Origin of the sequence: Mycobacterium gordonae (genome assembly GCF_017086405.1) — a bacterium.
Taxonomy (GTDB): domain Bacteria; phylum Actinomycetota; class Actinomycetes; order Mycobacteriales; family Mycobacteriaceae; genus Mycobacterium; species Mycobacterium gordonae_D.
Window position 1 is genome coordinate 6,001,019 of sequence record NZ_CP070973.1, and the last position, 11,947, is coordinate 6,012,965.

Below are 11,947 nucleotides of genomic sequence, written 5' to 3' on the forward strand. Positions count from 1 at the left end.
CAGTCGTCCCACCCCAAAGATGCTCGCGTTTCTACAGTTCGGCGCCGGTTTCGCCGCCCGGGGCCAGATGTTGTCAAGAAGAAATGTTTGCCGTTCGCCGAGGATGGCAATGGTTCAACGGAGGTGGGCGTATCGGCCGGCCTATATGCCCACCCAGGTCCCGTCGGTTCAGCCCGAGAGCCGACGGGACCGCTTATATTCCGGGCCGTTTCCGGCCGTCGACGCGGCATACCCACATAGGGGCGATGCGCGTTCCCACCTGGGAGTACCGTGCCGCGTATGAATGGCTCATCTACCGGCATCTGGGTCCTGGGCGGCTATCAGAGTGACTTCGCTCGCAACCTGACCCGGGAGCGGCGCGACTTCGCCGCCTTGACCGAGGAGGTCGTGGACGGCACGCTGGCGGCGGCGCGGGTGGACGCCGCGGCGATCGGAGTGGTCCACGTCGGCAACGCCTTCGGTGAGATGTTCGCCACACAAGGGCATCTGGGGGCGATGCCGGCCACGGTCTGCAGCAACCTGTGGGACACGCCGGCTTCGCGGCACGAGGCGGCGTGCGCGTCGGGCAGCGTGGCGGCGCTGGCGGCAATGGCCGACCTGCGCTCCGGGGCGTACGACAGCGCGCTGGTCGTCGGTCTCGAGCTGGAAAAGACGGTGCCCGGTGACACCGCCGCTCAGTACCTGGGTGCGGCGGCCTGGACTGGACACGAGGGCGCCGACGCGCGCTACCTGTGGCCGTCCATGTTCGCGGAGGTCGCCGACGAGTACGACCGGCGCTACGGCCTGGACGACACCCATCTGCGTGCCATCGCCGCGGTCAACTACGCCAACGCGCGCCGCAACCCGAACGCGCAGACGCGGGGCTGGACGGTTCCCGACCCGATCACCGACGACGACGAGGCCAACCCGATCACCGAGGGACGCCTGCGACGGTTGGACTGCAGTCAGATGACCGACGGCGGCGCGGGCGTTGTCCTGGTCAGCGACGCCTACCTGCGCGATCACCCCGATGCGCGACCGGTGGGCCGGATCGACGGCTGGGGCCATCGCACAGTCGGACTGGGGTTGCGCCAGAAGCTCGACCGCTCGGCGGATGACCCATACGTGTTGCCGCACGTGCGTGCCGCCGTGCTCGACGCGTTGCGGCGCGCCGCGGTGACGCTGGACGACGTGGACGGGTTCGAAGTACACGACTGCTTCACCCCCAGCGAGTACCTGGCCATCGACCACATCGGACTGACCGGGCCGGGGGAATCCTGGAAAGCCATCGAGAACGGCGAGATCGAAATCGGCGGGCGACTGCCGATCAACCCCAGCGGCGGTCTGATCGGCGGCGGCCACCCGGTCGGGGCGTCAGGGGTCCGTATGTTGCTCGACGCGGCCAAGCAGGTCAGCGGCGCGGCCGGTGACTATCAGGTCGAGGGCGCCAAGACCTTCGGCACGTTAAATTTCGGCGGCAGCACCGCCACCACCGTCAGTTTCGTTGTCAGCACTACGCGAGGTATCTGAGATGGATGTTGATGTAGTCGCCAAATACCTGTCGACACTGCCCGAGGATGACGACCACCCCTACCGGACGGGCCCATGGCGACCGCAGACGACCGAGTGGAATGCCGACGACCTGACCGCGGTGGAGGGCGAGATTCCGACCGACCTGGACGGCATCTATCTGCGGAACACCGAGAACCCACTGCATCCCGCGTTCAAGACATACCACCCGTTCGACGGTGACGGCATGTTGCACGTAGTCGGATTCCGGGACGGCAAAGCGTTCTATCGCAACCGGTTTGTTCAGACCGACGGCTTTCTGGCGGAAAACGAGGCGGGGGAACCACTGTGGCCCGGGCTGGCCGAGCCGGTGCAGTTCGCCAAACGGGAAAAGGGTTGGGGGGCGCGCGGATTGATGAAAGACGCGTCCAGCACCGACGTGATCGTGCACCGCGGCACCGCCTTGACCAGTTTCTACCAGTGCGGTGATTTGTACCGGGTTGACCCGTATTCGGGCACCACACTGGGCAAGGAGAGCTGGAACGGCGGATTTCCGGCCGACTGGGGTGTATCGGCACATCCCAAGGTGGACAGCAAGACCGGCGAGCTGTTGTTCTTCAACTACAGCAAGCAGGACCCGTACCTGCGCTACGGCGTGGTCGACGAGAACAACGACCTGGTCCATTACGTAGACATCCCGCTGCCGGGCCCCCGGCTGCCCCATGACATGGCATTCACCGAGAACTACGCAATACTGAACGATTTCCCGCTCTTCTGGGACCCCCAACTGCTCGGACACCAGGTGCACCTGCCACGGTTCTACCCGGAAATGCCGTCGCGCTTCGCGGTGATTCCGCGGCGCGGCTCGACCGAGGAGATCCGGTGGTTCGAGGCGGACCCGACATTCGTGCTGCACTTCACCAACGCCTATGAGGACGGCGACGAGATCGTGCTGGACGGCTTCTACGAGGGTGCACCGCAACCCTTGGAGAGCGGCGCGGGCCCAGCTGGCAAGTGGGAGAAGCTGTTCCGCTTCCTGGCTTTGGACCGGATGCAGGCCAGACTGCACCGGTGGCGGTTCAACCTGGTCACCGGTGCGGTGAAGGAGGAATCGCTGTCGGAGTCGATCACCGAGTTCGGCATGATCAACGCGGACTACGCCACCTCTCAGTACCGCTACGTGTATGCCGCCAGCGGCAAGCCGGGCTGGTTTCTGTTCGACGGACTGGTCAAACACGACCTGCTCACCGGCCGCGAGGAGCGGTACGCACTGGGCGACGGTGTCTACGGCAGCGAGACGGCGATGGCGCCCAGGGTGGGCGGCAGCGGCGCTGAGGACGACGGCTACCTGGTCACCCTGACCACCGACATGAACGCCGACGCCTCGTACTGCCTTGTTTTCGACGCTGCTCGGGTCGGCGATGGCCCGGTGTGCAAACTGGCACTGCCGGAACGCATCTGCAGCGGCACCCATTCGACGTGGGTGCCCGGCACGGAGTTGAGGCGGTGGGACCGCGCCGAGACAGCGGCAGACGCAGTAGGGCTCTAGACGCATGGGCAAGCACCGCACGACGCACTGGCCCTTGTCCCTGGCGTCGATCGGCTCCATCCGATTCGCCCGCCGCTCGTCGAACTTCGCCGAGACGGTGCGGTTCTACCGCGAACTGGTGGGACTGCCGTTGCACGAGACCTTCGGCGACAGCTACGGCAGCAACGGCGCCATCTTCGGGCTGCCGAGCTGGAATCTGACGATGGAGATCGTCGAGTCGGTCGAACCGGTCGCCGTGGACCCGCACGAACAGTTGTGCCTGTACTTTCCGCATCGGCAAGCCCAGCAGGCGGCGGTCGCACGTCTGGAAGCGGCGTCGTTCCCGCGCGTCGAGCAGCACCCGTATTGGGCTGCGATGGGCGCGGTCACCTATCGGGATCCCGATGGCCGCGAGGTCGTGTTCGCGCCGTTCGTCTACGGCGTCAACGAGCCGGAGGACAGTTCGGCGTCGGGCACCCACGAGTTCCCGTCCAATTGAGTCCTGGCCCGGGCACATCTTGCCGCACGCGCGGCGTACGGCCTGGGCCGCACCCGTGGCCGGTTCCGTCTAACGCCGCCCGCCGAACGCCTCGGTCGCCACCGCCCATAGGGCGCACAACACTGCGCACCCTGCTGCCACCGCCCCGACGTATAACCCGTATTCCGCCGATACCGGCGCACTGACGTTGCGCTGGTAGTACAGCACCATCAACGCACCGATAAGCAGCGAGATGACCAGCGCGGCAATCGAAGCCGCCCGCACCGAGAGCCTGCGGCCCACCATTGCGCCCGCCACCAACAGCGTCGAGGACAGCAACACGATGAGCTGACCGGCGCCGAAACCACGGGGCAGCTCCAAGCTGCCGTGGGTGCCCCCGATCGCGTTCGCCCAACCTCCGCCGTTGACCTGAGTAGCCAACCACGGCATCCAGGCGCTGACCAACACGGCTGTGGCGAACAGCGCCACCAGCCAGCCTGGATCTGGACGCCGACTCATGGTTGCGAGGTTAACCGAATCGCGTCTCAGCCCTCCAAGGACGACAGGTTGAAGGCGACTCCCGTCGGATCGGCGGCCGAAGCCAGGCGTCCGTACGGAGTGTCCTCGGCATCGCGCAGCACCGCTCCACCGTTGTCGACGATCACCTGCAGCGTCTTGTCGACGTCTTCGGCGCCGAAGAAGATGCTCCACGCGACGGCACACCCTCGGCTAGCATCCTGGCCCCGTCCATCACGCCGAGCAATTGCTCATCACCGAACCACGCTGTGGTGTAACGGAACTCGTCGGTGTCGCCGACCTGCTCGGTGCGCCATCCGAACACCTGGAGGTAGAAGTCCAGGGCGGCGCCGTGATCGCGCGTGGTCAGTTGGTGCCAGACCGGCGCGCCGGCCTGGCCGGTCACCTCGAATCCGCGGTGCTGCAACGGTTGCCACAGGCCGAAGGCGGCACCGGTCGGGTCGGTCGCCACCGCCAGGAAGCCCTTGTCGGGGACCTCCATGGGTTGCAGGCAACCCGAGCCGCCGGCAACGGCGCTCGCCGAGACCGACGCATGGATGTCGGCGGTGTGGAAGTAGGTGCACCAGTTATCCGGAGTCTGCCATTCGGGATCGTTGGCCATCAGACCGGCGACCGCGCGGCCGTCAACAGCGGCATTGATGTACCCGCCATAGTCAGGTCCGCCGGACTCGAACGTCCACCCGAAGACGGCTCCGTAGAAATCTTGCGCGCGGTCGACGTCGGATGTGGTCAGGTCGATCCAGCAGGGGGCGCCCAATGGCGCGTCATGACGGGCAGGCACGAGGTCCTCCTTGGTTGGTGGGTACCTCGATATCGACTCGGCCCGGGACGGAAACTCATCGCGGTGCGCGCGATGGGTCAGCCCGAGGCGAACACTCTGACGAAGTTCTGCAGAGAGTCGCGGATGTCGCTGCGTAACGCGGCGGCGACAACCATGCCGATCGGCCCGAACAGCGCCGGCCCGCCGAGATGGACGTCGAAGCTGATGACGGAACCCTGCTCTTTCGGGGCGACTTTGGCCATCAGCTTCACCTTGACCCCACCCGAACCGTCGCCGTTGAGCGTCATGCCCTCGGGTGGCTTGTAGCGCACGACCGTCCACCTGACGCGGTTGGGCATGCCCTTGACCTCGACGTAGGACTCGATGACCGTGCCCTTTTCGAGCACGTCGGGCAACTTGCTGCGCCAGACCTTGTGGATGGTCAGCCACTCCCGGTACCGGTTCAGGTCGCAGGCGTGTGTCCAGGCCTGTTCCGGCGGCAGCGGTACATCAATGGATCCGGAGAGTTTCGCCATCTGCGTCAGCTCTGTTGGCCGCCGGTGTCGACGATCTTCTTGGCTTCCTCCTGCACCTTGTGGATGGTGTCGGAGTACTTACCCTGCGTCTTCTCGTCGACGAACTCGCCCGCTTTGTTGATCGCCGTCTCGACCTTGTCGGCGTTCTGCACCATCAGGTCCTTGGCCTTGTCCAGGAATCCCATGCTCATTTATTCCTTCCCGAGGCTTCCCCACGCGTCCTCAGAGAACCCTACTTGTCGCGGCTGGGCGGCCTTAAGGCACGCTGCCGCTCAGCAGGAGACCGGAGAGTCGGCTACCGATGTTCCCGGCGCCCGAGATCAGGCCGGCCAGCGCAATGTCGAGGTTGCTGGTGTTACCGAGACCGGAGAGGGCGCTGCCCAAATTGGTCAGACCGGACACCAGGCTACCGGCGTAGTTCTCGAAACCAGAGGCAAATGAACCGACGTTCCACAGGCCGGAGACGGTGTCGCCGATGTTTCCGAAGCCGGAGGAATCGCCACCGCCGGAGTTGAAGAAGCCCGACGACGGGGCGATTGTGGAGTTGCCGATGCCGGGCATTGGGGGCAGATGCAACACCGGGAGGGTGATCGGGCCGATTAGCCCGCTGAGACCAACGTTTAGGAATGTTGTGTCGCCGCCGACGGTGAGGTCGAGAGGGATCGTGGCGATTCTGATTTCCTGCACCTGGATCGGCTCCAGCTGAGAGCGCAGCGGAATTGTCAAGTTGATCGGAAGACCCGAGACAGGAATCGTGACCGTCCCGACATCGAGTGGAAGATTGATCCTGATATCGAAGCCTTGGGTGTCCGCATCGACAAAGATGTTCACGTCGACCGGGATGTTGCCCCCGCCGACGCCACGGATCGCGAACGGGTTGACGGTGAGTCCGGTGATGTCGCCGGTGATCGGGATGTCGATGATGCCGCCGCCGCCGAGGGTGAGGGGGATTTCGGGGATGGTCAGGGTGTAGTCGCCGGAGATCAGGCCCAGGCGGTCGCCGCGCCAGAGCAGCCCGTTGCTCTGGTTGCCCGAGATGAACGCCCCGGTGTTGACATCACCGGTGTTGGCCCAGCCGGTGTTGGTGTTCCCGGTGTTGAAATCCCCGGTGTTGGTGTCACCGGCGTTGTAGGAACCGGTGTTGAAATCACCGGTGTTGAACCCGCCGGTGTTGTACCCGCCCGCATTGGCCCACCCGGTGTTGAACCCACCGGAGTTGAACAACCCGCTGTTGACCGTCCCGGTGTTCCCGATCCCGGTGTTAAACAACCCCGAGTTACCGATCCCGAAATTACCCGTCCCGGAATTGAAGAACCCGATATTGCCAGTCCCGGAATTGAAGAACCCCACATTCCCACTGCCGGAATTCAACGCCCCGAACCCGACCTGATTATCCCCGGTCAGCCCGATACCGATGTTGTTGCTACCGGAATTAGCGAACCCGAAGTTCCCCACACCGGTATTACCCCAACCGATGTTGAGACTGCCGGTATTACCCCAGCCCCGATTCCCGTCACCAGCGTTCCCGCCACCCACATTGAGATCACCGATATTGCCCCCACCAACATTGTGATCACCGATATTGCCGACCCCGACGTTGGCCTCACCCACATTGCCGCCACCCACGTTGGCGCCGCCAAGATTACCGCTACCCAGATTGTGATCACCCACATTGGCGCTACCCAGGTTCAACCCACCATGATTGGCCACCCCCAGGTTGAACAAACTCACCTTGTCCAGACCCTGCGAGAACAATCCCGCCACCTGCACACCCACATTGCCCACACCCGAACCCATACTTGGAATCGAGTTGTACCACCCCGACACACCCTCACCCAGGTTCAACAACCCCGAACCCAACACCCCCACATTCCCCACACCCGAGAACCCACCCACCCCAGTAGCCACATTCCACCACCCCGAACCCCCACCCACATTGCCAAACCCCGACGCACTACCCGACCCACTATTGAAGAACCCCGACGACGGACCACCCGTCGTATTCCCCAACCCCGGACCCGGCGCCAACCCCAACACCGGAATCACCACCGGACCCACCGCCGGACCCGAGAAGCGCAACACCAGCCCCTCACCCGGACCACCCACCCGCAAATTCAACGACGGACCATTGACGACAATCTGATCGACCGCGAATGGTCCTATGGTGCCGGTGACGCTGTTCCCTGCACCATCGGTATCCACCAGGTTCACCGCCGGGATGGTGAAAGCGTCCACCACGATGTTGCTGAGTGATCCCCTGATGGGGATGTCGATGGGGATGCTGGCATCGATGTCGATGGCGATGCGGGGGATGGTCAGGGTGTAGTCGAACGCGGCCTGGCCCTGGTTGTCCCCCCGCCAGAAGAACCCGTTGTTCAGGCTGCCCTGGTTGAACCCGCCAGTGTTGAAGTCCCCAGTGTTCCCGAAACCAGTGTCGTAATCCCCGGTGTTGAACCACCCCGTATTCGTCGAACCCGGATTCCACGAACCCGTATTGGACACCCCCACATTGAAACTGCCCGAGTTGTAACTCCCCGGATTCCCGACACCCGTATTGAGCACACCGGTGTTGAACACCCCGGTATTGAGCCGACCCGCATTGAACAACCCGGTGTTCAACTCACCGGAGTTCCCAATCCCCCAGTTCCCACTCCCAGAGTTGAAGAACCCCACATTCCCCGTCCCGGAGTTGAACAACCCCACATTCCCACTACCAGAATTCCACGCCCCGAACCCGACCTGACCATCCCCGGTCAACCCGACCCCAATATTGTTCGATCCGGAATTACCGAACCCGACATTACTCAACCCCGTATTGCCAAACCCGTAATTATAGTCCCCCAGGTTCCCCCACCCCAAATTATAGGAACCCAAATTCGACGGCCCCACATTATAGCCACCCAGATTCCCCGACCCCAGATTGAAACTCCCCAAATTCCCCCACCCAACATTCCAATTCCCCAAATTCCCCAACCCCACATTGCCGCCACCCACATTTCCCCCACCCACATTCACATCACCCATATTCGCAAACCCGACATTACCCACACCCAGGTTCGCCAACCCCACATTGAACACACTCATCCGGTCAGCACCCACGAAGTACAACCCCGACAAGTCCCCACCCACATTGCCCACACCCGAGGTCCCCACACCCGCCGAGGCGGTGTTGTTGATCCCCGACAACGCCTCACCCAGGTTCGCCACACCCGACAGCAAGGTCCCCAAATTCTTCACACCCGAGACCATCGACCCGACATTGGCGTACCCGGAAACAACCCCACCGATATTCCCGAAACCCGACACCCCGCCCGCACCAAAATTCAAGAACCCCGACGACGGCGCATCCGTCGCATTCCCCAACCCCGGCGCCGGCGCAATATGGAACACCTGCGCCACCACCGGACCCACATTCCCACCCACCGTCACCGTCACCGGCGTTGACACACCACCCAGCCGTATGCCGTTCAAGAAAATGGGATTGAAGCTGATCTCCGGCGTAGTGATGGCGGATAGCGTATTGTCAATGCTCACTGACAGATTGAGCGGCAATGCTGGAATCGGGATAGTGAAGGCCGGGATAATGTCTGCCGGGCCAAACGGGCCGACCCGGATATCGAGCCCACCCGTGTCCGCACCAAGGACGTTGACTTGAAGATCCACGGGAATCGCGGAGCTGTTGAGGCCGTGGACCACGATGGGCTGGATGCTTAATCCGGTGATCTGGCCGGTGATCGGGATGTCGATGATGCCGCCGCCGCCGAGGGTGAGGGGGATTTCGGGGATGGTCAGGGTGTAGTCGCCGGAGATCAGGCCCAGGCGGTCGCCGCGCCAGAGCAGCCCGTTGCTCTGGTTGCCCGAGATGAACGCCCCGGTGTTGACATCACCGGTGTTGGCCCAGCCGGTGTTGGTGTTCCCGGTGTTGAAATCCCCGGTGTTGGTGTCACCGGCGTTGTAGGAACCGGTGTTGAAATCACCGGTGTTGAACCCGCCGGTGTTGTACCCGCCCGCATTGGCCCACCCGGTGTTGAACCCACCGGAGTTGAACAACCCGCTGTTGACCGTCCCGGTGTTCCCGATCCCGGTGTTAAACAACCCCGAGTTACCGATCCCGAAATTACCCGTCCCGGAATTGAAGAACCCGATATTGCCAGTCCCGGAATTGAAGAACCCCACATTCCCACTGCCGGAATTCAACGCCCCGAACCCGACCTGATTATCCCCGGTCAGCCCGATACCGATGTTGTTGCTACCGGAATTAGCGAACCCGAAGTTCCCCACACCGGTATTACCCCAACCGATGTTGAGACTGCCGGTATTACCCCAGCCCCGATTCCCGTCACCAGCGTTCCCGCCACCCACATTGAGATCACCGATATTGCCCCCACCAACATTGTGATCACCGATATTGCCGACCCCGACGTTGGCCTCACCCACATTGCCGCCACCCACGTTGGCGCCGCCAAGATTACCGCTACCCAGATTGTGATCACCCACATTGGCGCTACCCAGGTTCAACCCACCATGATTGGCCACCCCCAGGTTGAACAAACTCACCTTGTCCAGACCCTGCGAGAACAATCCCGCCACCTGCACACCCACATTGCCCACACCCGAACCCATACTTGGAATCGAGTTGTACCACCCCGACACACCCTCACCCAGGTTCAACAACCCCGAACCCAACACCCCCACATTCCCCACACCCGAGAACCCACCCACCCCAGTAGCCACATTCCACCACCCCGAACCCCCACCCACATTGCCAAACCCCGACGCACTACCCGACCCACTATTGAAGAACCCCGACGACGGACCACCCGTCGTATTCCCCAACCCCGGACCCGGCGCCAACCCCAACACCGGAATCACCACCGGACCCACCGCCGGACCCGAGAAGCGCAACACCAGCCCCTCACCCGGACCACCCACCCGCAAATTCAACGACGGACCATTGACGACAATCTGATCGACCACAATCGGACCGATGGTGCCACTCAGTTCACTGCCGTTGAGACGCAACGTCGGGATGGTGAACGATCCGATGGTGATAATCGGCGGAGGCTGGCCATTCACTATGGATCCGAGCGTTCCCGTGACCGGAATGTCGATCGGAACATCGATATCGAGACCGATGGCGATGCGGGGGATGGTCAGGGTGTAGTCGAACGCGGCCTGGCCCTGGTTGTCCCCCCGCCAGAAGAACCCGTTGTTCAGGCTGCCCTGGTTGAACCCGCCAGTGTTGAAGTCCCCAGTGTTCCCGAAACCAGTGTCGTAATCCCCGGTGTTGAACCACCCCGTATTCGTCGAACCCGGATTCCACGAACCCGTATTGGACACCCCCACATTGAAACTGCCCGAGTTGTAACTCCCCGGATTCCCGACACCCGTATTGAGCACACCGGTGTTGAACACCCCGGTATTGAGCCGACCCGCATTGAACAACCCGGTGTTCAACTCACCGGAGTTCCCAATCCCCCAGTTCCCACTCCCAGAGTTGAAGAACCCCACATTCCCCGTCCCGGAGTTGAACAACCCCACATTCCCACTACCAGAATTCCACGCCCCGAACCCGACCTGACCATCCCCGGTCAACCCGACCCCAATATTGTTCGATCCGGAATTACCGAACCCGACATTACTCAACCCCGTATTGCCAAACCCGTAATTATAGTCCCCCAGGTTCCCCCACCCCAAATTATAGGAACCCAAATTCGACGGCCCCACATTATAGCCACCCAGATTCCCCGACCCCAGATTGAAACTCCCCAAATTCCCCCACCCAACATTCCAATTCCCCAAATTCCCCAACCCCACATTGCCGCCACCCACATTTCCCCCACCCACATTCACATCACCCATATTCGCAAACCCGACATTACCCACACCCAGGTTCGCCAACCCCACATTGAGGATGCTGACCCGGCCTTCGGGATGAGCAATTGCCGCCTGCGCAGACGCGGCGATCGCTGTGAAGGCTGCGGGTGAGTTCTGCAGCACCTGGGTGAACGGCGACAACGCGGACACGACGGCGGAGGCTTCGGCGTGATAACCGAGCATAGCGGCGACGTCTTGCGCCCACATCTGCTCGTATTGGGCTTCCACGGCCGCGATTGCCGGGGCGTTGAAGCCGAGCAGGTTGGAGCTTACCAACGACACCAATTGAGAGCGGTTGAGCAGGACCGCCCCCGGATTCACCGTCGCTGCAAGCGCCGCCTCGAACGCAGTGGCAGGAGTACGAGCTTGCCCGGCCGCCTGCTGAGCCTGTGCACCGGTCGAAGCGAGCCAACCCAGATAGCGCCCGGCCACGTCGACCATCGCCGCCGACGCCGCCCCTTGCCATGACGAGCCCACCAACGCGGAGGTCACCGAGGAAAACGCGGTTGCCGCCGAACTCAATTCGTCGGCCAGCGCATCCCAAGCTGCAGCGGCGTCCAACAGCGAACCCGCTCCCGCCCCGCCAAATATGCGCGCGGAGTTGATCTCTGGTGGCGACACCGCAAAATTCATCGCCGCAACCTTTCCGGCGAGTGGCCCAGCCCGCGACCATCCACCGCTCACCCGGCACATGACGCCGCGGCATGCACCGCGGTTACCCGACCGTCTGCGAGCTCGGATGA

General features: G+C 62.9%; 7 protein-coding genes and 1 pseudogene. 3 read left to right on the plus strand and 5 right to left on the minus strand.

Annotation, left to right across the window (positions count from 1 at the left end; translation table 11 throughout):
* Positions 1-279: 279 nt before the first annotated feature.
* Genes JX552_RS25640 through JX552_RS25650 form a run of 3 tightly spaced genes read left to right on the plus strand, consistent with a single transcriptional unit; the run spans position 280 to position 3,515 of the window.
* Positions 280-1,509, plus strand: a complete 1,230-nt coding sequence (locus JX552_RS25640; RefSeq protein WP_205874597.1) for an acetyl-CoA acetyltransferase — start codon at positions 280-282, stop codon at positions 1,507-1,509.
* 1 nt (position 1,510) lies between these two features.
* Positions 1,511-3,037, plus strand: coding sequence for a carotenoid oxygenase family protein (locus tag JX552_RS25645; protein WP_205874598.1), 1,527 nt, complete (start codon positions 1,511-1,513; stop codon positions 3,035-3,037).
* A 4-nt stretch (positions 3,038-3,041) separates the two neighbouring features.
* Entirely contained in the window at positions 3,042-3,515 is a 474-nt protein-coding gene (locus JX552_RS25650) for a VOC family protein (RefSeq protein WP_205874599.1), read from the plus strand.
* A 69-nt stretch (positions 3,516-3,584) separates the two neighbouring features.
* Here JX552_RS25650 and JX552_RS25655 read toward each other — a convergent pair whose 3' ends face one another.
* The 5 genes and pseudogenes from JX552_RS25655 to JX552_RS33500 form a co-directional block, all read right to left on the minus strand.
* Entirely contained in the window at positions 3,585-4,013 is a 429-nt protein-coding gene (locus tag JX552_RS25655; RefSeq protein ID WP_205874600.1) for a hypothetical protein, read from the minus strand.
* A 26-nt stretch (positions 4,014-4,039) separates the two neighbouring features.
* Positions 4,040-4,812: pseudogene (locus JX552_RS25660) on the minus strand (VOC family protein).
* Positions 4,813-4,889: 77 nt separating this feature from the next.
* Complete coding sequence (locus JX552_RS25665) at positions 4,890-5,327, minus strand: type II toxin-antitoxin system Rv0910 family toxin (protein ID WP_205874601.1); 438 nt, start codon at positions 5,325-5,327, stop codon at positions 4,890-4,892.
* A 5-nt stretch (positions 5,328-5,332) separates the two neighbouring features.
* Entirely contained in the window at positions 5,333-5,512 is a 180-nt protein-coding gene (locus JX552_RS25670; RefSeq protein WP_205878686.1) for an antitoxin, read from the minus strand.
* A gap of 70 nt (positions 5,513-5,582) precedes the next feature.
* Complete coding sequence (locus JX552_RS33500) at positions 5,583-11,837, minus strand: PPE family protein (RefSeq protein WP_205874602.1); 6,255 nt, start codon at positions 11,835-11,837, stop codon at positions 5,583-5,585.
* Positions 11,838-11,947 lie beyond the last annotated feature (110 nt).